A 21,965-nucleotide genomic window follows, 5' to 3' on the forward strand; every position below is an offset into this window, starting at 1 on the left:
CGCACCGCAGCGATTGTATCGAGGCGGTGCGCGATCATTTCGCAGTGCCTGGATCGCCGACAAGCCGACGCCTGCAAACACGGCATTAACTCAGACCCGCAAAATTTTTCCGCCGATCGCCGTGCCTAGCAGCATCAGCGCGATCAGCAGGAACGCCACGCTCAAGCTGCTGGCATGAGCGATAAAACCAATCGCCGCCGGCCCCAGCAAAATCCCCGCATAACCCAGGGTAGTAATCGCCGGTATGGCGATGTTTTGTGGCATGACCTGCTGTTTGCCCGTGGCGGTGTACAGTACTGGCACGATATTCGAACAGCCCGCACCCACCAGGGCGTAGCCGAGCAATGCCACTTCCCAGGCCGGTGCCAAGGTAGACAGCAGCAGGCCAGTCGCGGCGGTGATAGCGCCGATGACAATCACCTGCCTCCCGCCCAGGCGCCGGACGATGGCATCACCGGTCAGGCGGCCGAGGGTCATGGTCAGGGCAAAGGCGGCATAGCCGAGGCCTGCATAGGCATCCGGCACTTGGTGTTCGGCACTGAGAAACACCGCGCTCCAGTCGAGCATCGCACCTTCGGCGAGAAACACCACAAAACACAGCAGACCGATAAACAGCACCACGCCATGCGGCACGGCAAAGGCCGGACCGGAGCTTTCGCCGCCATGGGGCAGCAGGTGTGGGGCGGCCTTGAGCAGGGCCAGGATCAGGAGCACGACCACCACGCCTGTCGCCACCAATGGCGACAGGCCGAGACCGAGCAGAGCGCTGACCCCCGCGGCGCCGGCAATGCCGCCAAGACTGAACAAGCCATGGAAGCCCGACATCATGGTCTGGCCGCTGGCTCGCTCGACGATCACCGCTTGCAGATTGACCGTGGAGTCCACCGAGCCGAGTCCGGCGCCGAACAGGAACAGACTGATTATCAGCAACGAAGGGGTACTGACAGTGGCCAGCAGCGGCAAGGCGATACAGATCAGCGAGGTGCCGACGATCAGCACCCGCCGACAGCCGAAACGCGAAGCCAGGGCACCGGCTACCGGCATGGCGATGATCGAACCGACGCCCAGGCACAACAGCAGCAGACCGAGGGTGCCTGCATCGATCCCGGTGCGGGTCTTGGCAAAAGGCACCAGCGGTGCCCAGGCGGCGACGCCGAAGCCGGCGATAAAGAAGGCAATACGTGTCGACATCTGTTCCATGCGCCCCGGTTTGGTCGGGGCATGGGAAGGGAAGGCAGTCATGAAAAATCCTTGGCAATCGGGCAGACAACTGCGTGCAACGCTCCATCCTTGCACATCATGTCTTACACGGCGAGGCCAAGGTCTCGCGAAGGAGCGCCTTGCTGTGGAATCAGCCGCGGCGACGGGCGTCCAGGCTGAGGCGACCGGCACCGAAGGCCAGCACTTGCAACAGGCCACCGGCCATTGCGATGTTCTTGAAGAAGTGGGTGAACTGGTTCTGGTCCGCCAGGTGATTGTGGAAGGCCAGGGCGGCCGCTACAGTGAAGACAGCCATCACCAGGGCCACCAGACGGGTCCGGTAGCCGAGAATCAGCAGCAGGCTGCCGCCGATTTCGACGACGATTGCCACGATCAGCGCCAGTTGCGGAAACGGCAGGCCGGCCGAACCGATATAGCCGAGTATGGCGCTGGGGTTGGTCACCTTGGAAAAACCGGAAATCAGGAAAATAGCGCTGATCAGAATCCGTCCGGCGAGAGCAACAGCGGCAGATGCCGAAGTACTGTCGGATGTCGAGTTGAGGGCGCTATGGTTGGTTGTGCTTTGGGACATGGTCAATACCTTCAAAAAAGCGGCGCGACCCCGATGGCGCGTCGAACTGGTGAACAGTCTGCCATTAGCGTAACGTCCGTAATAGTCGAATAATTTCGAGTGTCAGGTTCGATTTTTTAGAACGTTTAACCTATCCATGCGATCGCCGAGACCCTGTCATGAACCTCAATCCGGGAACTCCCACTCTCGATCAACTGCGAGTGCTGCTGACCGTCGTCGAAACCGGCAGTTTCGCTGGGGCTGCGCGCAAACTCAGCCGCGCCACCTCGGTGATCAGCTACACCATCGCCAATCTGGAGCACCAACTGGGGGTGCAGTTGTTCGACCGCATCACCACCCGCAAGCCACAACTGACCGATGCCGGTCGCACGGTGCTGGCTGAGGCCCGGACCATTTATAACGGTGTAGATGGCCTGCGGGCAAAGGTCAAGGGCCTGTTGCAGGGGTTGGAGGGCGAAATCCACCTGGTGGTCGATGTGATGTTGCCAGCGGCGCGCCTGGTGGATGTGCTCAAAGGGTTTCGCCGCGAATTTCCCACGGTACTTCTGCACCTGCACATGGAGGCGTTGGGAGCGGTGGCGCAACTGGTGCTGGAGAGACGCGCCATCGTCGGTGTCAGTGGCGTTTCCAGTCACGGCCTGGCCGGGCTGGAGCGGGTCGGAGTGGGGAATGTCGAGCTGGTTTCGGTGGCGTCGCCCGAGCACCCGCTGGCGCAGGAACTGAACCTGCCAGGCGCCGTGCGCGAACATGTGCAATTGGTGTTGTCGGACCGTTCGACCCTGACGCGCAACCAGGAATTCAGTGTGTTGGGGACCCGCACCTGGCGCCTGGCAGACCTGGGATCGAAGCTGATGCTACTGCGCGAGGGTGTGGGCTGGGGCAACATGCCCGCGCCGATGGTTGCCGAGGACCTGGCCAGCGGGCGCCTGGTGCGTCTGGACCTGCCGGATATGCGCGACGAGCCCTACGGCCTCGATGCGATCTACCGCACCGACACGCCACCGGGGCCAGCGGCTTCCTGGCTGATTGCGCGGCTGCGGGCGCAGATTGACTCGCCGCTCGGTGACCCGGTCCGGTAGGCGCTTTCAGCGCAGGCGAGTGACGATATCCGCGATACTGCTCAAGACATCCCGGGCCAGTTTCGCGCAGCGCTCGCCGGACCAGCCGGTGCGAGCGTCTGGTGCGTCGTTGTTGTCCTTGAAGGGCATTTCCAGGGTCAGTGACAGGCAATCGTACTGTTGGCCGACGCTGTTGCACGCCAGGGTCATATTGGCTGCACCGGGCAGGTTTCGGACGTAGCCGTGGGTGGTCTGGAAGTCTCGGGTCAGGGCTTTCAGGTGACCGCGAAAATGCTGCTCCAGATCGGCGATACGGGTGCTATAGCCTGGATTGCCTTCGCAACCGACGGTGAACACATAGGGGATTTCCTCATCGCCATGGATATCGAGGAACAGGTCGACCCCGTAGTGAGCCATCTGCTGCTGGACAAAGAACACTTCAGGGCTAATTTCCTGGCTGGCATTCTGCCAGGCGCGGTTCAGGTCCTGACCCATGGCATTGGTCCGCAGATGACCATGGAACGCGCCGTCAGGGTTCATGTTGGGCACCAGGTACAGATCGGCGGCGGCCAGCAGCGCTTTCAGGCGCGGATCGTGCCGCTCCTGCAGGCGCTTGATCACACCCTCCATGAACCACTCGGCCATATGCTCGCCCGGATGTTGCTGGGCGATGATCCAAACCTTGCGTCGACCCTGCGCGCCATTGCCCGTTCTCAGTAGCTGGATATCCCGACCCTCGACGCTTTTGCCGGTGGCCAGCAGTTCGGTGCCGGCATGGCTCAGAGCCTGTTTGATCAGCCAGTCATGACGCTTGCGGCTGTAGGGTTCGAAATAGGCGAACCAAGCCTGGGGTTGCTCGGCCCGGAATTGTATATGCAGGCTTTCGCCGTCGAAGCGCGTATCGGTGCGAAACCAGTCGCGATGATCGTGGGAGGCGGCGGCGCGATAACCGGTCCAGGCCTTGCTGTACGAAGACTGGCTGGCATTGCTCAGTTCAAAAGTATAGGTCCGTCCCGCTTGCAGGCCTTCGACCTTGAAATGGAACCATTGGAAGTGATGACTGCGGGTGTCTGGCTCGATGGCCAGCAGCAGGTGCCACGGGTTGCTGGCATCCAGTACCTGAATATTGCCGCTGTCGAAGTCGCTGCTGATTTTGAGTGAGGGCAGAACCACGGTCATAGTCTGTGTACCTGAATATGCTGTTTTTGTGGTTGCTACTGTACACGGCTGGCGGTGGTTGGCCGAGCCGGGGAAAGCCCGGAGCGGCGAAGAAGGCGTCGCCCCGAGGGTGTGCCAGCCTGTGTTTGTGCTATTGATTCTCAAATACTTCCACGGTTTTTCCGCTCAGTTGTCTCGACCTGCGGACTTTCGCTCATGGATATTCCTTTGCTATCATGCGCGCCATCGCGACTGCCCCATCAAGATGGCAGCGCCAAAGTCTTCATTAGCCTGAAGCGAAGCCCGTAAACGGGTGAAAAAAAGACCCGGCAAAAAGCCGGGTCAAAAACCGTGATTAGCCTGATGAGGAGATAATCCAGGAGTCCGACCTAAGGTCTCCGGGTTATCGACTGATCTTCCGACCAGCTGCTTGCAATAATAATCATTATCATTTGCAAGTCAAATGTTTTCCTGTCCCTTTTGGAAATTATTTTTCCAATCCTCTTCAGACTCCAGTTTTTTCGTGAGCTGCCTGGTACTGGCGGTACGTTAGTGCCCTTCACATTCCTGGACATTCCGCGCTGAGGGCGCGATCGACCATGGCCTTGGCCATGTCGACCATGTACACCACGGAAAAGGCCAGGTCGCGGGATGAACCCTGCAGGGCATCGGCTGCTTCATACGCCGTGGCGGCGGCACACCGTAGCAGGTCCGAGGCGTGGACCATCGCTTCCTCGACGCTGAGGTTCTCGCGCACGGCGAACAGCCTGTCGGTGTCGGGCCAGCAGGCAGTCTCGTCGGAGAGGGCGCCTGAAACGGCGGGTTTCAAATAATAATCGAGTGCGCGTTGGGCCGCATGCCTCCCCTTGAGTGAATTACAGGGGGGCATGGTGTGGATATCGGTCATGTGCTTGGGTGTGGAAGTCATGGAAAACCTGCCTTTGAGGAAGAAGTCGCATCAGCATCACAAGATTAGTACTAACTGTATTTTTATGTTTGTAATATATAATACAGCTTGTGTATTGAACGGCGGAATACAGCCCGTATTGTTCCGCTCATGGATAAATGGATTGCCTTGGTGAGAGCCAAGCTGCGCGAGCTAGACCTCACGCAAGAGAAACTCGGAGAACGCGTTGGGGTATCCCAAGGCGGTGTCGGTCATTGGCTGAACAAACGGCGCCAGCCGGATCTCGACAGCATGAACAAGGTTCTTCGGGCGCTGGGGCTCGGGCATCTGGAGGTCGTGCTGGTGATCCGTGACTGTTCGGTGGCGGTGCAGGAGCCTTCGCAGCGGGATGGACAGGCCTATGACATCACCTCGGCGTTTCGCTACCCGGTCAGCGATTGGCATTCGGTGATGCCGGCGCGGGAGACGAAAGCCCAGAGCTACGGTAAGACGCACTATGAAGTGACCGATCATTACGCCTCGGGAGCCGCGTTCTGGCTGAAGGTGGCGGGAGATGCGATGACCGCGCCGATGGGCACCAGCGTCCCCGAGGGCATGCTGATTCTGGTGGACCCCGATCTCGATGCCGAGCCCGGCAAGCTGGTGATTGCGCGTCTACGGGGCAGTGAGGAGGCGTTTTTTCGCCAATGGGTGGAGGAGGGGGGCCAGCGCTACCTGAAGCCGCTGAACCCAACCTATCCGAAGATTCTGTTTACCGACGACTACAGCATTATCGGTGTGGTCGTACAGGCCACCACCAAGTTCTGAAGGCTGACCCGCGACAGGGACGGCCTTCAGGATCCAAACGCTTTGCGGGCAAGCCTTGCTCCCAGTCGGACTTTGAGCAAGGCTACGGATTTCATGAGCCCCAACCTGCCGGCGACATCGGGTTAATCCAGTTCCACCAAGGCACTGCCTTCGCTGACCATCTCGCCTTCCTGGCAATACAGCGCCTTGACCACACCCGCCTGGGGCGCACGAATGCTGTGTTCCATCTTCATGGCTTCGAGCACCACCAGTTGGGTTCCGGCCTCGACACTCTGGCCGACTTGTACCAGTACCCGGACGATGCTGCCGTTCATGGGCGCCGTCAGTCCGTCCTGATGGCCATGGCTGGCCTCCACGGCGGCAATCGGGTCATGGCTGCCGATCGCCAACAGTTCGCCTTGCCATTGCAGGTAGAGGCTGTCGCCTTGGCGGATCGCCCGGTAGCGGCGGCGAATACCCTGGCGGTCGATGGACAGTGACTCGCCGTGCAACGCGACCCCTGCGTCCCGGCCCGGATCCAGTGTCAGGGCCCGGTCTTCGCCCTGGCAGCTCAGGTGCAGCGTGGTTTCGGCTGGCAGCCCGCTGCGAAAGCCGTTGCCACTGGCCCAGGGTGAGCCCGGATCATCCGTGCGTGTCGCCGTAGCCTGACTGTGGGACCATGCCAGGGCCGCCACCTGCCAGAACTCATCGCAGAGTTCGTCGGCAGCCGGCAGCAGTTGTTCCTGATAGCGGGGGATAAAGCCGGTATCCAGTTCCGCGGCGGCGAAAGCCGCATGGCCGATGATCCGCCGCAGGAAAGCGAGGTTGGTCTTCAGGCCGCCGACGGCGAATTCGTCGAGCATCGCCAGCAAGCGCAGGCGCGCCTGTTCGCGGGTTTCGCCCCAGGCGATCAGCTTGCCGAGCATCGGGTCATAGAAGGACGACACCCTGTCGCCTTCGGCCACGCCGCTGTCGATTCGGCGTCCCGGCCCGGCGCCGGATTCGCGGTAGACCTCGAGGCGTCCGGTGGCGGGGAGAAAATCATTGCTCGGATCCTCGGCATACAGGCGCACCTCAATGGCATGCCCGTGCAGCGGCACCTGTTCCTGGCTCATTGGCAGGGCTTCGCCGTTGGCGACGCGGATCTGCCAGGCCACCAGGTCGAGACCGGTGATGGCTTCCGTAACCGGGTGCTCGACCTGCAGGCGGGTGTTCATCTCCATGAAAAAGAATTCGCCGCGTGAATCCAGCAGGAACTCCACGGTACCGGCTCCGACATAGCCGATAGCCTTGGCCGCGCGTACCGCCGCTTCGCCCATGGCTTCGCGCAGTGGCGGGCTCAGGCCTGGTGCCGGGGCCTCCTCGACGACTTTCTGGTGACGGCGCTGAATCGAGCAGTCGCGCTCGTTGAGGTACAGGCAGTGGCCATGTTGATCGGCGAACACCTGGATTTCCACATGACGAGGCTTGAGCAGGTATTTTTCCACCAGCATCCGCGAATCGCCGAACGACGACTGCGCCTCGCGCTGCGCCGAGGCCAGGGCTTCGGCCAGTTGGCTGACGTCCTCGACCACCTTCATGCCCTTGCCGCCACCACCCGCGGTGGCCTTGAGCAGGACCGGATAGCCGATCAGCTCGGCCGCCTCGCGGAAGGTATCCAGGTCCTGGTCCTCGCCGTGATAACCGGGCACCAATGGCACGCCAGCGCTGGCCATCAGCGCCTTGGCCGCGGACTTGCTGCCCATGGCCTCGATGGCGGCGGCGGGCGGGCCGAGGAAGATCAGCCCGGCATCTTCGATAGCCCTGGCGAACTTGGGGTTTTCCGAGAGAAAACCATAGCCGGGGTGAATCGCCTGCGCACCGCTGGCTCGGGCGGCGGCGATCAATTTGTCGATCTGCAGATAACTCTCGGCGGCCTTGTTGCCGCCCAGGTCGACGCGGATATCGGCTTCGCGGCAGTGACGGGCATCACGGTCGACGCTGCTGTGTACGGCGACGGTGGTCAGACCCATGGCCTTGGCGGTACGCATGACCCGGCAGGCGATTTCGCCGCGGTTGGCGACCAGAAGGGCGGTGATAGCGGGGGCGCTCATCAACGGGGCTCCTTGGCAGTCAGTTCGGCTTGCCAGCCCGGTGGGCGTTTTTGCAGGAAGGCGCGCAGGCCCTCCTGGCCTTCGGGGCTGACCCGGATACGGGCAATGGCGTTTTCGCAGTAGCGCCGCAGGGATGGGCTGAGCACGCCACTGCCAACTTCGCGCAACAGTTCCTTGGTTCCACGCATCGCCTGGGGACTGTTGAGCAGCAGATTGTCGACCCATGCCTCGACCTGGCGATCCAGTTCGGTCGCCGGGTAGCTTTCGGCCAACAGTCCCAGTTCACGGGCACGCAGGCCGCTGAAGCGTTCGGCGGTCAGGGCGTAGCGGCGGGCGGCGCGCTCGCCGATGGCCTGGACCACGAACGGACTGATCACCGCCGGGGCCAGGCCGATGCGCACCTCCGACAGGCAGAATTGGGCATCGTCGGCGCCGATGGCCATATCGCAACAACTGATCAGCCCCAGTGCGCCGCCGTAGGCTGCACCTTGCACCACGGCCAGGGTCGGGACTTTCAGGCGGGCCAGGTTGTACATCAGTTCGGCCAGTTCGCGGGCGTCGTCGAGGTTGGTCCGGTAGTCCAGTTCGGCCGATTGCTGCATCCAGCCCAGATCGGCGCCGGCGCTGAAGTGTCGACCGCGGGCACGCAGTACCAGAAAGCGCAGGGACGGGTTGGCCTGGACCTTGTCCAGGGCGAGGATCAATTCGCGGATCATTTCGGCGTTGAAGGCGTTGTGCTTGTCTTCACGGCTGAGCCAGAGGGTGGCGAAGCCGCGTGGGTCGGTCTGTAGTTCCAGGGTGTTGAAATCGGTCATAGTGTCGAGTCCTGTGCAGCTTTTTGTAGGCATTGGCCGGCTCATCGCGGTCACATCCGAAACACGCCGAAACGGCTCGGTTCGCTCGGCGCATTGAGCGAGGCCGAGAGCGCCAGGCCAAGGACCTCGCGGGTCTGTGCCGGATCGATCACCCCGTCGTCCCACAGCCGTGCGCTGGAATAGTACGGATGGCCCTGATGCTCGTACTGGTCGAGGATCGGTTGCTTGATCTGGGCCTCCTGCTCGGCTGAAAACCCTTGGCCGGCGCGCTCGCTCTGTTCGCGCTTGACCTGCACCAGTACGCCCGCCGCCTGTTCGGCGCCCATTACGCCAATCCTCGCGTTGGGCCACATCCACAGGAAGCGCGGATCGTAGGCGCGGCCACACATGCCGTAGTTGCCGGCACCGAAGCTGCCACCGATGATCACGGTGAATTTCGGCACCCTGGCACAGGCTACGGCGGCCACCAGCTTGGCGCCGTGCTTGGCGATGCCGCCGGCCTCGTATTTCTGACCGACCATGAAGCCGGTGATGTTCTGCAGGAACAGCAGCGGGATGCCGCGTTGGCAGGCCAGCTCGATAAAGTGCGCGCCTTTCTGCGCGGCTTCGGCGAAGAGAATGCCATTGTTCGCCAGGATCGCCAGGGGATAACCGTGCAAGTGGGCAAAACCGCAGACCAGGGTGGTGCCGAACAGCGCTTTGAACTCATCGAAGACCGAGCCGTCCACCAGCCGGGCGATCACTTCTCGCACGTCGAAGGGCTGCTTGGCATCGGCCGGAATCACTCCATACAATTGCTCGGCAGCGTGGAGCGGAGCAATCGGTGTGCGTTGTTGTAACTGGCCGAGCTTGCGCCAGTTGAGGTTGGCGACACTGCGTCGAGCCAGGGCCAGGGCGTGTTCATCGCTGTCTGCGTAATGGTCGGCGACCCCGGAAATCCGGCAGTGCACATCGGCGCCGCCGAGGTCTTCGGCGCTCACCACTTCGCCGGTGGCGGCTTTTACCAGAGGCGGGCCAGCGAGGAAGATGGTTGCCTGCCGGCGGACCATAATCGCTTCATCGGCCATCGCCGGCACGTAGGCACCGCCGGCGGTGCAGGAGCCCATGACCACGGCGATCTGCGGGATGCCCATGGCGCTCATGTTGGCCTGATTGAAGAAAATCCGCCCGAAGTGCTCGCGGTCCGGGAACACCTCGTCCTGGCGCGGCAGGTTGGCGCCGCCGGAGTCCACCAGGTAGATGCACGGCAGGCGGTTTTGCTGGGCGATGGCCTGTGCCCGCAGGTGTTTTTTCACGGTCAATGGGTAGTAGGAGCCGCCTTTGACCGTCGCGTCGTTGGCGACGATCATGCATTCGACCCCTTCGACGCGACCGATGCCGGCAATCAGTCCGGCAGCCGGAACGTCTTCGCCGTAGACCTCATACGCCGCCAACTGGCTGATTTCCAGGAACGGCGAGCCCGGATCGAGCAGGCGGTTGATCCGTTCGCGCGGCAACAGCTTGCCCCGCGAGGTGTGCCGCTCCTGGGCCTTTGGCCCACCGCCTTGCTGGACTTGGACCAGCAGCGAGCGCAGGGCCATGACCTGTTCGAGCATCGCTGCGCGGTTGTCGGCAAACTCCGCCGAGCGCGAGTTGAGTTGCGTGTGCAGAATTGCCATGTGTGCGCCCCTCAGCGGGTTTCGTTGAACAATTCGCGACCAATCAGCATGCGGCGGATCTCGCTGGTGCCAGCGCCGATTTCATACAGCTTGGCGTCGCGCAGCAGGCGTCCGGCGGGGAATTCGTTGACGTAGCCGTTACCGCCGAGGATCTGGATCGCCTCCAGGGTCATCTGGGTCGCCCGTTCGGCGCTGTAGAGAATCACCCCGGCGGCGTCCTTGCGCGTGGTCTCGCCGCGCTCGCAGGCGCGGGCCACGGCGTACAGATAGGCACGGCTGGCGTTGAGCTGGGTGTACATGTCGGCGATCTTGCCCTGGATCAGTTGGAACTCGCCGATACTCTGGCCGAACTGCTTGCGGTCGTGGATATAGGGCACCACCAGGTCCATGCAGGCCTGCATGATTCCGGTCGGGCCACCGGAGAGCACCACGCGCTCGTAGTCGAGGCCGCTCATCAACACCTTGACGCCGCCGTTGAGGGTGCCAAGGATATTTTCTTCCGGCACCTGGACATCATCGAAGAACAGCTCGCCGGTGTTGGAGCCACGCATGCCGAGTTTGTCGAATTTGTGGCCTCGGCTGAAGCCTTTCCAGTCGCGTTCGACGATAAATGCGGTGATGCCGTGCGCGCCTTTCTCCAGGTCGGTCTTGGCGTAGATCACGTAGGTGTGGGCGTCGGGGCCGTTGGTGATCCAGGTCTTGCTGCCGTTGAGCACATAGTGATCGCCGCGTTTGTCGGCACGTAACTTCATCGAGACCACGTCGGAGCCGGCGTTGGGTTCGCTCATGGCCAGGGCGCCGATATGTTCGCCACTGATCAGCTTGGGCAGGTAACGGTTTTTCTGCTGGTGATTTCCGTTGCGGTTGATCTGGTTGACGCAGAGATTGGAGTGCGCACCGTAGGAGAGGGCCACCGAGGCAGAGCCGCGACTGATTTCTTCCATCGCCAGCACATGGGCCAGGTAACCGAGGCCGGCGCCGCCATATTCTTCCGGCACAGTGATGCCCAGCAGACCCATGTCGCCGAGCTTGCGCCACATGTCGGCGGGGAACAGGTTGTCCACGTCGATTTGCGCCGCCCGTGGCGCCAGCTCCCGGGCAACGAAGCCCTGCACCTGGTCGCGGAGCATGTCGAGGGTTTCGCCGAGGTCGAAGTTCAGGGTCGGATAGCTCATGGGGCACCTTTTGTTATGGGATGAGCAAGGCAAGGGTATGCGTGATGATTTACCTTTACGTTAACGTAAATACGATGAGGCCCGCTGTCAATTGAACATTTTCCATGGGTCTGTTTGGGCCGCTTCAGGGAGAGACCGCGAGAGCCGGGCAAGCCCGGCTCTCGCGCAAACCGCGTTGTTCACTACTGTGACGCGAAATCAGCTCGTCAGCCCATGCTCCTGCAACGCTTGTGCGGTCAGGCGCACCATTTCGTCGTTGTGCTCACGTCCGATGGCTTCGTAGAGAGCCTGGTATTCAGCGTCGTTCATGGGCCGGGCAAACACCTCCTGCTCGGACTTGCCCAAGGTGCGGGCCGAAGCTTTTATAACGGCTTGTAGCCGGGCCTTTTCCTCCTCGGACAGATTCCCATTGTTGAACCAGCGCTCCTGTGCCGATTGCAGGTCCAGCAGCGCGTCGCTCTTCGTATCGCGCAGCACCTCTTTCTCGCTGAGTTCCTGCAAATACTGGATCTCCAAGTATTCCTTCCAGAACGTTTGCTTGACGAGCTGTACAACTCCATCCAACGGCTGCCGTTCCTGTTCGAGGATGGCCTGGTAAGCGGTCTCTATCTGGGTCGGATCGACCCCGGCAATTCTTCCGTAATGCATCTTGGTGGCCTGCCAAGGCAGTTCCAGGCGCTCCCCCAGACCGACGCGAAAGGCCAGGTAGATTTCCGCTTCATCGGGATTTCGACCCTTGCTCCGGCGTTCATTGATCACGGCCCGAGCCTGGGCGTTGACGCGATCCAGGCGCGACTTACCCTTTGCCAGTTGCAGCAGTTTCAACTCGGTCTTGCTGGCGTCCGGCTCGATGTAGGCTTCATGCACCAGCACGTCGAGGCCCATGTCGCTGAACGCCACGGTGACTCCATCGGCACAGGCGTCCGATTGTGGGGCATTGGCCTTGGCGAAGAGTTTCTCGCGCAGGGCGGTGTCTTTGGCGGCGGCGCTGACCATGCGCTGGACCTTGTCCTTGAGCTTGGGGCGCGCAACCTCATCGCCAAAGTCGGCGGACTCCCTGAGATCGCCAATCACCCGGAAAAAAGCTTCGGACTGTTCGATCGGCTCCTCGCCGGCCAAGCGCATCCAGGCGTCGCGAAACGCCTCCTGCTCCTGGTTGTCGAGCCCTTCCACCCAGGCACTTTCATCTCGTGAGATCGGCTGGCGCGAGCCCTGGGGGCTATGTATCGGCGATTCGTCGTCGCTAAGGCTGGCGTCCGAATCCGAGTCGTTCGGGATGTCGAGCCCCAGGTCTATCCCCGTTTCCGTGTGGTAGTCCACGGCGTCATCTATAAAGTCCCCTTCGATGGGGTTGTTATAGAGATTGATCGCACTGGCAATGCGTTGTCCCTCTTCGCTGGTGTCGAGGGCCGATTCCGGGATAGTGGTCAGGTGGTTGGCGCTCAGGTCCAGACGGGTCAACCCCGGCAGTGCCTGGTAGCCGGTCGGCCACTGAGTGAGGCCGGTGTTGCGCAGGTCGATATGGGTCAATTCGAGCATCATGCTGAAGTCCGGCGAACGGCCCAAGGCCGGATTGTTGCCCAGGTTCAGATCCTGCAGGTGGGTCAGCCCGGAGAGCAGGGTGGTGGTTCCCTCGTTCAGGACGATATGGTTGCCGCTCAGGTTGAGGTGAGTCAGTTCGGACATCGAGCCCAGTGCCGGTGGGATCTCGGTCAGGGCGCCGCCACTGATATGCAGACGGGTTAGCTGGGGGAAACCCTCCAGAAAACTGTTCAGTCCCTGGATCATGCTCGGGTGGGACAGACTTAGGACCAATTCGGTGACATGGTTGAAATTGGCCGACAGCGCCGGTAGACGGGAGGTCGTGCCGTAAAATACGAAGCTGAGCCGGTAGCCTTGCTGGGGTGAGCTTTGAAAGGCTTCCCGGCGCCAGCATTGCTTGATCGATCTGGCAATATAGAACCTGGCGGTTCTTCCCATGTGGGGTTCGGGCGGTGTATTGATCCAGGTTTCGAGCTCGGTGCACAACGTGTTGTACTCGATTTCCAGTTCTTCGAGGCGGTGTACCGCCGCGACGTCGTTGAGGCCGCGTATGCCGAGAAACACTTCGACCTGCCGCCAGGAGTGCTCGGGGTAGAGGCGTTGCGCCAGTGTGGTGAAGGCCAGTGAGCGTGAGCCCGGGGTTCTTTCTCCCGCCTCGGGGCCGGCGGCCGACGAACTGGGGCGACGAGCGGCCAGGCGCATGGGCGGTGTTTCATTGGGCTTGGTGGGGGGGGCACCAAGGAGTTTTTCCATCTCCTTGCGTGGCGGCAATGGTTGATCAAGCACGGTCTGCTTCAGGCTGGCCGCCTCATGCGGGCTGGAAAAGCCCAGGGCCTTGCGCTCGGTGTCGGGCAGGGCGTGCAGGACGCTGCTGTACAGATTGTCCGGGCCATGCAGTTCCTGGCCCAGGGCGTCATAGGCCTCGTACTGGCCGTCATTTTTGACCAGCACCTTGCGAATCGGTGCCTGCTCCGTGCCAAGGCTGTCGAGCAGTGACCCGCTGAAATGAGGCTCGCGTATTTCCAGGCGAACCTGGTCCGACCAGCCCGGCAGCTTGCCGATCTGGCTGAGGATCAGCTTGTCGGTATCGGGGTTGTTCGTCGCGTCGAGGTACAGGCCTTCCCGGGTTCGCGCCAGGCGCAGATTGCGGCTGTAGTAGCGGGCCTCTTCGGCCAGTCGCAGGGGGACGCGTTTAGCGTCGAGCAGGATCCGCCGCTCGGCCGGATTGGCGTTTCGGGACAATTCATCGGCGATTGGCGTAGACAGATCCGCAAACGCCTGGCGGATCACCGCGACGGCGGGGTCGTTGCTCTGGGTGCGGTAGCTGTAGTGGGAGTCGAACAGGGCCGTCCGACGGTTCACGGCTTGGGTCGCGAGTTTCTGCCTGAGGGCCACGGTACGGGCATCCAGGCTGATGGGGCCGGCGCCGAAGTCCTCGCCCAGCAAGTTGCGGATTTCGCTTTCGTCGAGGTTTTCCAGGACCTTTTGCAGCAACTGGTTGGCGTTGAGTCCGGGCCAGCGCAGGTCGATGCGCTGTAAGGCTTGCGCCTGACCGGCGGGATATTCCTTCAGTGCGGCGCCATGGCGGTCCAGCAGGCGTAACACTTTCGAGGATGGCCAGACCGGCTCGCTGGTCAGCAGTTGCAGTTCCATGTGCAGTTCGTCCAATGAACTGTTGGCCGCGCCGCCGCTTTGCAGGCGTTGCACCAGGCGCTTGAGGTCGCGGTCGAGCTTGAAGCGCGTCACGCTGTCTTCGAGCAGGGCCGGGGGCGGTTCTTGGTCCAGGTGTACTCGGCGCAGGATAGCGTCGTCGACCTCGCTCAGTTGCATGATTTTTTTTGCCGACGCCGAGTCCAGACTCGCCGCGTCGGGCCCTAGTCGGGTAAATAGCTGCGGTTGTTGCCACTTCAGGGGCTCTTCGAATTCATGCAGCCAGGCACCCTTGCCGTTGTATTGGACCAGCGGGGCGTAGGCGTCGGGGTTGCTCGGGTGTTGCAGGCGCAAGCGCCTGGCGGATGCGCCGGGGCTGAGCTGGTAATGGCGGCCGTTGAGACCCAGGTAGGTTTTATTCTGATGGCGATAGAGTCCCGCAGTATCGGCTTCGAGCAGCGGCGTGTCGGGCAGTTTGTGTTCATAGGGTGTCAGATCAGGTTTCCACAGTGCCGGCTCGCCTTGGGGGGACTTGATTGGCTTGAGTCCCTCGATAAACGCCGCTCCTTCGACATCCCGCGCCAGGGCGGACCCCGCCCCTAGCAGTTCGACGTTCAGCAGCACGCCGATAAAACCGAGCACCGCCTGCATTTTCTCCTCATGGCGCCATTCTTCGATGCCGTTGTAGATCTGCACGATCATTTGCGCTGCGGCCACCGCAAGCATGGCTTCGCCGAGCCCGGGCACCAGGAACAACAGGTTGATGCCCCAGTTCAGCAGCGAGTGCAGGCGCGCGGTACGGGTCTTCTTATCTTCGTCGTCGGTGGGTACCGCGCTGACGCGAGCATCGTCGAGTTTCTTGACCGTTTGCAAGGCGCAGAACTCGTCGATCGGGTTATCGCCCAGCGGGCTTTTCTCCAGGTGCAGGTCGGCTTGCGGGGCCGGCTTGCGCCGCCCATCCACCGGGTCGAGCGGGTTCAGGCATGCGTCGAGGGCGTGGAAGCATGCCGGTTGAGTGCGCAAGTGAACATAGCGCTTGAAGAACGCCTGGAAGGTTTTATCCCTAAGCCGTTCACGTAGCTCATCGTGGAATGCGTTGAAGGAGGGGTAGCGCTTGACGGCCTGTTGCGGGTCGCCCGACAGGTAGGCCACGCAGGGCAGCTCGCCAGTGCTGGAAGGGACGCTGTGTTCGATCAGCAGCACGCCCTTGAGCAATGCGCCCCAAGCGCCGCTATCGACGTTCGGGAAGTCGAGCAGGGTCAGGGAGTAGCAGTGCGCCGGGCGATTGTCCCAGTGGGGTTCCTGCGTGGTGTCCAGCAGGCTTTGCAGCATCTGGTAGGCCGATTGATCCACATGGCCTTTGATTAGGGCGATTTGCGCCTGCACCGCCAGTTCATCGCGTGCCTGTTGCTCGAAGAGCACCTTGTAGACGGGGCTTGAATGACCTCGCTGGGTGGGTAGGAGAAAGTGTTCGACGTGTCGCTTGTACTGGCCACCGAGGTCGAGTCGGCGGCAGACGGCGGCGAAGTCTGCGGGCGTGATGGGCTTGTTCAGGACCGCGGTACTTTTACGCAGGATGGCCGAGCCGCTGTCAAAACCGAATCGGCCGGTTTCGCCGCTTTCGAAATTCTGCAGAGCGGCTTGCAGCAGGCTCTGTACGAGGGTGCTCTCCTGGCGTGGGGTGCCAAGGGTGGCGGCGGCCAGGATATGGACGTGGCGAAGTTGGTCGCGGTGAATGTCCAGGCCCGCGCCGTAGTGCTCGTCCAGGGCCTTGGACAGTAGCGGGGCGGCAAAGTCCCTGACGCTTTTGAAACCTCGCAGATGGTGCGCCAGGGCGGCTTTGGAGGCTTGGCTGCGCTTGAGTCGTGTGGCGAATACCTGGCGTCGCTCAAGGGACGCCTGGGTTAGCCAGGATGGCAGTTGCTTGAGGATCAGGCGATGGTTGCGGGTCGATTCTACCAGTGCAACGGGGGTGGCAGGTGTGGTTTGCTGGGGACTCATAAAGATCAACTTCTTCCGTGAACAGGACTTTCAGCTTATGCCTAATACGCCTGGGTAAAAGTTGAAAAAGTTGAACTTAATCAGTTGGTTAATATGAACAATTTGAACCTGTAAAATAGCCCGTTATGGCCCTCTGGCAGGCATCTGGTGCTAACGGGCCCTGAGGTATCGAAGCGTCGGAGGCCAGAAGTTGGCCCTCCAACTGCGCGCCCTGGAGCGAAAGGCACGCCGGTTGGAGATGATGCGGGGTCACTGCGCGCTGATTTTTAAAACAATCGATTATTTCATGGGTGATAAGGGCCAGTGCGTGCGAAGGCGGTTCGCTCGTTGGCAAAGATCAACTGCTCAGTCCGTGTTCGCCCAGCGCTTGCTGGGTCAGGCGCTCCATTTCGTCAGTGGTTTCACGCCCGATAGATTCGTAGAGTGCCAGGTATTCGGCGTCGGTCATGGCTTGTGCGAACACCTGCTGTTCGGATTGGCCCAGTATGTCGGCCAAGGCCTTCATGGACGTTTGCAGGGCGGTCTTTTCATCCGCCGACAAGTTCCCGTTGTTGAACCAGCGTTCCTGCGCCGCTTGCAGGTCCAGCAGCGCCGAGCCCTTGTAATTGCGTAGCGCCTCTTTCTCGCTGAGCTCCTGTAGATATTGGATATCCAGGTATTCCTTCCAGAATTCCTGCTTGACGATTTGCCCGACCACGTCCATGGGTTGGCGCTCCTGGTCAAGGATGGCTTGGTAAGCTTCATACAATTGCGCCTGGTTGATGCCGGCAATGTCGCCGTAAAGCATCTTCGAGGCCTGCCAGGGCAGTTCAAGTCGCTCGGCCAGCCCAATACGATAAGCCAGGTAGATTTCCGCCTCATCGGGATGTCTGCCCATGGCCTTGCGCTTGTTGATCAGTATTCGGGCCTGCGCGTTGACGCGATCCAGGCGCGATTTGCCCCTGGCCAGTCGTAACAGTTTCGCCTCGATCTGCAGGACATCCGGCTCGGCATACGCTTCATGCAACAGCACGTCGAAACCCATGTCGCTGAAGGCTACGGCGATGCCGTCGGCGCAGGCATCGGTTTGCGGTGAGTTGGCCTTGGCGAAGAGTTGTTCACGTACCTTGGTGTCTCTCATCGCGGCGCGCACCATGCGTCGCACTTTGTCGATGAGCGACGTGCGAGCCGTCTCGTCGCCATAGTCGGCCGACTCCTCCAGGTCGCCGATCACCCGGAAAAACGCCTCGGATTGAGTGATCGGTTCTTCGCTGGCCAGTTGCAGCCAATCGTTGCGAAAATCCTCCTGTTCGCTGCCGTCGAGCCCTGGCAACCAGGGTCGTTCGTCCCGTGACGCGGGGCCTGGCGAGCCCAGCGGGCTATGCGCCGGTTCGTCGTCGCTGCTCAGGTCGGCATCCGGATCCGAGTCGGACGGCAGGTCCAGGCCGAAGTCGATGTCGGTTAGTGCGTGGTACTCGCTGGCGTCTTCCAGGTAGTCACTTTCGATGGGGTTGCCATAGAGGTTCAGCGCTCTGGCAATCCGCTGCCCCTCGTCGCTGGTATCGAGAACGGAGTCGGGGATCGTGGTCAAGCGGTTCGATCTCAAGTCCAGGCGAGTCAAGGCCGGTAGCCGTTCGTAGCCGGTCGGCCAGGCGGTGAGTCCGGTATTGCCCAAGTCGATACGAATCAGCTCGAGCATTCGGCTCAGATCCGGGGAGCGCCCCAGGGTGGTATTGCCAGCCAGGGTCAGTTCCCGCAGGTGGGTCAGCCCGGACAGCAGGGTGGCCGTTTCCGGGCTCAGGACAATGCGGTTGCCGCTCAGGTTGATGTGGGTCAGTCGGGTCATCGAGCCCAGGGCCGGCGGGATTTCGGCCAGGGCGCCACCACTGATGTACAGTCGATTCAACTGCGGGAAACGGCTGAGGAACGTGTTGAGGCCCAGAGCGATGTCCGGGTGGGCCAGGCTCATGAGCAATTCGCTCACGTGGCTGAAATCCGCTGACAGGTTCGGCAGCCGCATGGTCGGGTCGTACAGCACGAAGTGGAGCTTGTAGCCTTCCTGGGTCGCGCGCTGAAACGGCTCGCGACGCCAGCATGCCTTGATGGATCTGGCAATGTGGCCTCTGATCTGCACACACTCCGGTGGCCCTGGTGGGGTGTAAACCCATGCCTTGAGTTCCGTGCGCAGGGTGTTGTACTCGGCCTCCAGTTGTTCAAGGCGCTGCACGGCCGCTCCTTCGTTGAGGCCGCGCAATGCGAGAAAGGCTTCGACTGCTTGCGAGGAGTGGGTGGGATAAAGGGATTGCGCCAGTTCGGTGAATCTGGCGGAACGTGTGCCCGGCAATCGTTCTCCCACACCGCGTCCGCTGAGCGGGTAGCCGATACGCCCGTCGGCCAGGCGCATCGGCGGTACGTAGCCGGGCTTGATGGGCGCCAAACCGAGGATTTTTTCCAGCTCGGCGCGGCTGGGCAATGACAGGGCGAGCAATGTCTGTTTCAGTCGATCCGCCTCATGGGTGCCAGGAAACCCCAGGGCCTTGCGCTCGGCATCGGGCAGGGCGTGCAGGACACAGCTGTACAGATCGTCCGGGCCGTGCAGTTCTTGGCCGAGGGCATCGTAGGCTTCGTACAGCTCGCCGTTCCTGACCAGTACCTTGCGAATCGGTGCCTGCAGTGCGCCGAGGCTGTCGAGCAACGCGCCGCCGAAGGACGATTCGCGTATCTCCAGGCGAAGCCGGTTCGACCAACCAGGTAGCTTTTCCAGCAGACGCAGGATCAGCCTGTCGCTGTCGCCGTTGTGCGTGGCATCGAGATAAAGCCCTTCCCAGGCTCGCGCCAGGCGCAGGTTACGACCGTAGTGCCGGGCCTCTTCGGCCACCCGCAACGGTACGCGCCGGGCCTCGAACAGGCATTTCAGTTCACTCGGATTGGCATGCCTGGCCAGCTCTTCGGCAATCGGCGTCGACAAGGTCGGGAAGTCTCGTTGTATCACGGCCGCCGCGCGGTCGCGGGACTGGGTTCGGTAGCGATAATGCGAGTCGAACAGTGCCGCCCGGCGGTTGGCCGCCTGTGCCGCGAGCTTGCGCCGCAGGCTCACGGTACGGGCATCGAGACTGATGGGGCCGGCACCAAAGTCCTCGCCCAGCAGACCACGGATTTCCGTTTCGTCGAGGTTTTCCAGGACCTTACGCAACAGCTGGTTGGCGTCGAGCCCTGGCCATCGCAGATCGATGCGTGGCAACGCTTGCGCCTGGCCTGCGGGGTACTCCGTCAGCGCGGCGCCATGGTGGTCCAACAGGCGTAACACTTTTGTACGCGGCCAGACCGGTTCGCTGGTCAACAGTTGCAGTTCCATTTGCAGTTCGTCCAGGGAACTGTCGGCAACGCCGCCGTTTTGCAGGCGCTGCACCAGGTGCTTGAGATCTCGGTCGAGCTTGAAGCGCGTCACGCTGTCTTCCAGCAGGGCCGGAGGTGGTTCCTGGTCCAGGTGCAGTCGCCGCAGGACGCCATCGTCGACCCCGCTCAGTTGCATGATCCTGTTCGCGGACACCGGGTCAAGGCTGGCGGCATCCGGTCCCAGTCGGCTAAACAACTGCGGTTGTTTCCATTGCATGGGCTGCTCGAACTCGTGGAGCCAGGCACCCTTGCCGTTGTGGAAGACCTGTGGGGTATAGGCGTTGGGGTTGCCTGGGTGTTGCAGGTGGAAGCTGTCGGCGGTGGCGCCGGGCCGGAGCCGGTAGTGGCGTCCGTCGATCGCCAGCCAGGTCTTGCCCTGATGGTGATAGAGCCCCGATGCGCCGGGTTGCAGTGACGGTCTGTCGGGTAAGGTTTGCTCGTAAGGGCCGAGATCGGGTTTCCATAGCGCCTGGTCACCTTGCGGTGATTTGACGGGCTTGAGCTCTTCGATGAACGACGAACCTTGGAAATCCACCGTGAGCGCGGCTCCCAATCCTAGCAGTTCGAGGTTCAGCACCACGCCGATAAAGCCGAGCACGGCCTGCTCTTTCTCGTCATGGTTCCATTGCTCGATGCCGTTGTAGACCTGAACCAACAACTGCGCGGCGACCACCGCCAACATGGGTTCACCGAGTCCGGGCACGAGAAACAACAGATTGATTGTCCAGTTTAACAATGACTTGAGGCGTGCCAGGCGGGTTTTCTTGTCTTCGTCGCCGGTGGGCACCGCCGTGACGCGAGCGTCGTCGAATATCTTCACCACTTGCAGGCGACAGAACTCGTGGAACGGTTTTTCGAGCAGTGAGGTTTTTTCCAGCAACAGGTCGGCGTTTACAGCTGGCTGGCGTTGGCCGGTGGTGGGGTTGAGCGGATTCAGGCGCGCCTCGAGCGCATGGAAGAATGCCGGTTGATCGCGCAGGTGAAGATAACGTTTGAAGAAGGCCTGATAGGGCTTATTCCTCAGGCGCTCGCGCAGCTCATCATGGAAAGCCTTGACGGACGGGTAGGATTTGAGGGGATGTTGCGGATCGCCCGACAGGTAGACCAGGCAGGGAGTATCTGCGGCGCCGACCGAACCGTCGCGTTCGATCAGCATGACACCTTTGAGCAGACAGCCCCGATAGCCGCTGGCATTTGTGAAATCGAGCAGGGTCAGGTAACTGCACTGTACGGGGCGATTGTCCCAGCGGGGTGTTTGCGCGGGGTCGAGGAGGCTGCGCAGCATCCGGTCGGCCGACAGGTCCAAGACACCTTTCATCAGGGCGATCTGCGCCTGCACGGCCAATTCGTCGCGCTCGTGCTGCTCGAACAGCGTGTCGAACAACGGGCCCAGATGACGCTCCAGGTGTTTTTGGTATTGGCCGCCGAGGTCGAGCCGGCGACACAGGGCGGCGAAGTCCGGGGGCGTGATGGGGCGTTTTAGGAGGCCGCCGGTCTTACGCAGGATGGCCGAACCACGGTCGAAACCGAATTGACCGGTTTCGCTGATTGCGAAGTTTTGCAGGGCGACTTGCAACAGGCTTTGCACGATAACGGTTTCCTGGCGCGGTTGGCCGAGGGTCGCGGCGGCCAGGATATGCACATGCTTGAGCCGGTCATAGTGAATATCCAGACCGGGGCCATAGCGCTCGTCCAGAGCGCGGGACAGCAACGGGGCGGCAAACGCCTTGACGCTCTTGAAGCCCGTCAGCAAGCGTGCCAGTGCGGTCTTGGAGGTCTGGCTCAGTCTGACCCGCGCGGCGAATTCCCGGCGCTGTTCGAGAGAGGCCTGGGTCAGCCAGGACGGCAGTCGGCTGATGATTACACGATGGTTTCTGGTCGATCGCGGCGGTAATGAAGGGGAGTGAAGCGGGCGTTGCTCGGTGCTCATGATGGGTGTTTTTTCTGTGGGTGGG

The 21,965-nt window shown here is 61.7% G+C and carries 12 protein-coding genes; 2 read left to right on the forward strand and 10 right to left on the reverse strand.

Translation table 11 applies throughout. From position 1 onward, the window contains the following. Positions 1–90: 90 nt before the first annotated feature. Both BMX68_RS16250 and BMX68_RS16255 read right to left on the reverse strand, forming a co-directional pair. Positions 91–1,242: an MFS transporter gene (locus BMX68_RS16250; protein ID WP_017132071.1), complete on the reverse strand. Its 1,152-nt coding sequence runs from the start codon at positions 1,240–1,242 to the stop codon at positions 91–93. Positions 1,243–1,351: 109 nt separating this feature from the next. Beyond that, positions 1,352–1,792, reverse strand: coding sequence for a DoxX family protein (locus tag BMX68_RS16255; protein WP_017132070.1), 441 nt, complete (start codon positions 1,790–1,792; stop codon positions 1,352–1,354). A gap of 158 nt (positions 1,793–1,950) precedes the next feature. Here BMX68_RS16255 and BMX68_RS16260 point away from each other — a divergent pair, with 158 nt between their 5' ends. Beyond that, the gene (locus BMX68_RS16260) at positions 1,951–2,871 is read left to right on the forward strand and encodes a LysR family transcriptional regulator (RefSeq protein WP_017132069.1); all 921 of its coding nucleotides are present in this window, start codon (positions 1,951–1,953) and stop codon (positions 2,869–2,871) included. Between the two features lie 6 nt (positions 2,872–2,877). Here the strand turns inward: BMX68_RS16260 and BMX68_RS16265 are convergent, their stop codons facing one another. Both BMX68_RS16265 and BMX68_RS16270 read right to left on the reverse strand, forming a co-directional pair. Further along, positions 2,878–4,029 carry a M14 family metallopeptidase gene (locus tag BMX68_RS16265; RefSeq protein WP_017132068.1) on the reverse strand — a complete coding sequence of 384 codons (1,152 nt, stop codon included), beginning with the start codon at positions 4,027–4,029 and terminating at the stop codon, positions 2,878–2,880. A 538-nt stretch (positions 4,030–4,567) separates the two neighbouring features. Next, on the reverse strand, positions 4,568–4,936 hold the full coding sequence (locus tag BMX68_RS16270; protein WP_017132067.1) for a DUF6124 family protein: 369 nt from the start codon (positions 4,934–4,936) through the stop codon (positions 4,568–4,570). A 129-nt stretch (positions 4,937–5,065) separates the two neighbouring features. On the opposite strand from BMX68_RS16270, the gene BMX68_RS16275 reads away from it, so the two are divergent. Continuing rightward, a complete protein-coding gene (locus tag BMX68_RS16275) occupies positions 5,066–5,722 on the forward strand; it encodes a LexA family protein (protein WP_026013188.1) in 657 nt (218 codons plus the stop codon). Between the two features lie 122 nt (positions 5,723–5,844). On the opposite strand, the gene BMX68_RS16280 is transcribed toward BMX68_RS16275, so the two are convergent. From BMX68_RS16280 to BMX68_RS16305, 6 genes are all read right to left on the reverse strand, one after another. Next, positions 5,845–7,794, reverse strand: a complete 1,950-nt coding sequence (locus BMX68_RS16280) for an acetyl/propionyl/methylcrotonyl-CoA carboxylase subunit alpha (protein WP_017132066.1) — start codon at positions 7,792–7,794, stop codon at positions 5,845–5,847. Then, on the reverse strand, positions 7,794–8,609 hold the full coding sequence (locus BMX68_RS16285; RefSeq protein WP_017132065.1) for a gamma-carboxygeranoyl-CoA hydratase: 816 nt from the start codon (positions 8,607–8,609) through the stop codon (positions 7,794–7,796). Before BMX68_RS16285 ends, BMX68_RS16280 begins: the two co-directional genes overlap by 1 nt. Before the next feature lie 50 nt (positions 8,610–8,659). Beyond that, positions 8,660–10,267 (reverse strand): carboxyl transferase domain-containing protein, encoded by a 1,608-nt coding sequence (locus BMX68_RS16290; RefSeq protein ID WP_074862365.1) that lies wholly within the window; start codon positions 10,265–10,267, stop codon positions 8,660–8,662. 11 nt (positions 10,268–10,278) lie between these two features. Next, on the reverse strand, positions 10,279–11,442 hold the full coding sequence (locus BMX68_RS16295; RefSeq protein ID WP_017132064.1) for an isovaleryl-CoA dehydrogenase: 1,164 nt from the start codon (positions 11,440–11,442) through the stop codon (positions 10,279–10,281). Positions 11,443–11,640: 198 nt separating this feature from the next. Continuing rightward, positions 11,641–16,635: a dermonecrotic toxin domain-containing protein gene (locus BMX68_RS16300; protein ID WP_074862367.1), complete on the reverse strand. Its 4,995-nt coding sequence runs from the start codon at positions 16,633–16,635 to the stop codon at positions 11,641–11,643. 337 nt (positions 16,636–16,972) lie between these two features. After that, positions 16,973–21,940: a dermonecrotic toxin domain-containing protein gene (locus tag BMX68_RS16305; RefSeq protein WP_074862369.1), complete on the reverse strand. Its 4,968-nt coding sequence runs from the start codon at positions 21,938–21,940 to the stop codon at positions 16,973–16,975. Positions 21,941–21,965: the final 25 nt, after the last annotated feature.

It is taken from the genome of Pseudomonas agarici, assembly GCF_900109755.1.
Lineage (GTDB): Bacteria > Pseudomonadota > Gammaproteobacteria > Pseudomonadales > Pseudomonadaceae > Aquipseudomonas > Aquipseudomonas agarici.

What these genes read in the sequence shown, in the direction of transcription:
- BMX68_RS16250 (WP_017132071.1), bottom strand. Translation starts at nt 1,242, where the DNA reads ATGACTGCCTTCCCTTCCCATGCCCCGACCAAACCGGGGCGCATGGAA.
- BMX68_RS16285 (WP_017132065.1), bottom strand. Translation starts at nt 8,609, where the DNA reads ATGACCGATTTCAACACCCTGGAACTACAGACCGACCCACGCGGCTTC.
- BMX68_RS16280 (WP_017132066.1), bottom strand. Translation starts at nt 7,794, where the DNA reads ATGAGCGCCCCCGCTATCACCGCCCTTCTGGTCGCCAACCGCGGCGAA.
- BMX68_RS16270 (WP_017132067.1), bottom strand. Translation starts at nt 4,936, where the DNA reads ATGACTTCCACACCCAAGCACATGACCGATATCCACACCATGCCCCCC.
- BMX68_RS16275 (WP_026013188.1), top strand. Translation starts at nt 5,066, where the DNA reads ATGGATAAATGGATTGCCTTGGTGAGAGCCAAGCTGCGCGAGCTAGAC.
- BMX68_RS16300 (WP_074862367.1), bottom strand. Translation starts at nt 16,635, where the DNA reads ATGAGTCCCCAGCAAACCACACCTGCCACCCCCGTTGCACTGGTAGAA.
- BMX68_RS16290 (WP_074862365.1), bottom strand. Translation starts at nt 10,267, where the DNA reads ATGGCAATTCTGCACACGCAACTCAACTCGCGCTCGGCGGAGTTTGCC.
- BMX68_RS16295 (WP_017132064.1), bottom strand. Translation starts at nt 11,442, where the DNA reads ATGAGCTATCCGACCCTGAACTTCGACCTCGGCGAAACCCTCGACATG.
- BMX68_RS16260 (WP_017132069.1), top strand. Translation starts at nt 1,951, where the DNA reads ATGAACCTCAATCCGGGAACTCCCACTCTCGATCAACTGCGAGTGCTG.
- BMX68_RS16265 (WP_017132068.1), bottom strand. Translation starts at nt 4,029, where the DNA reads ATGACCGTGGTTCTGCCCTCACTCAAAATCAGCAGCGACTTCGACAGC.
- BMX68_RS16305 (WP_074862369.1), bottom strand. Translation starts at nt 21,940, where the DNA reads ATGAGCACCGAGCAACGCCCGCTTCACTCCCCTTCATTACCGCCGCGA.
- BMX68_RS16255 (WP_017132070.1), bottom strand. Translation starts at nt 1,792, where the DNA reads ATGTCCCAAAGCACAACCAACCATAGCGCCCTCAACTCGACATCCGAC.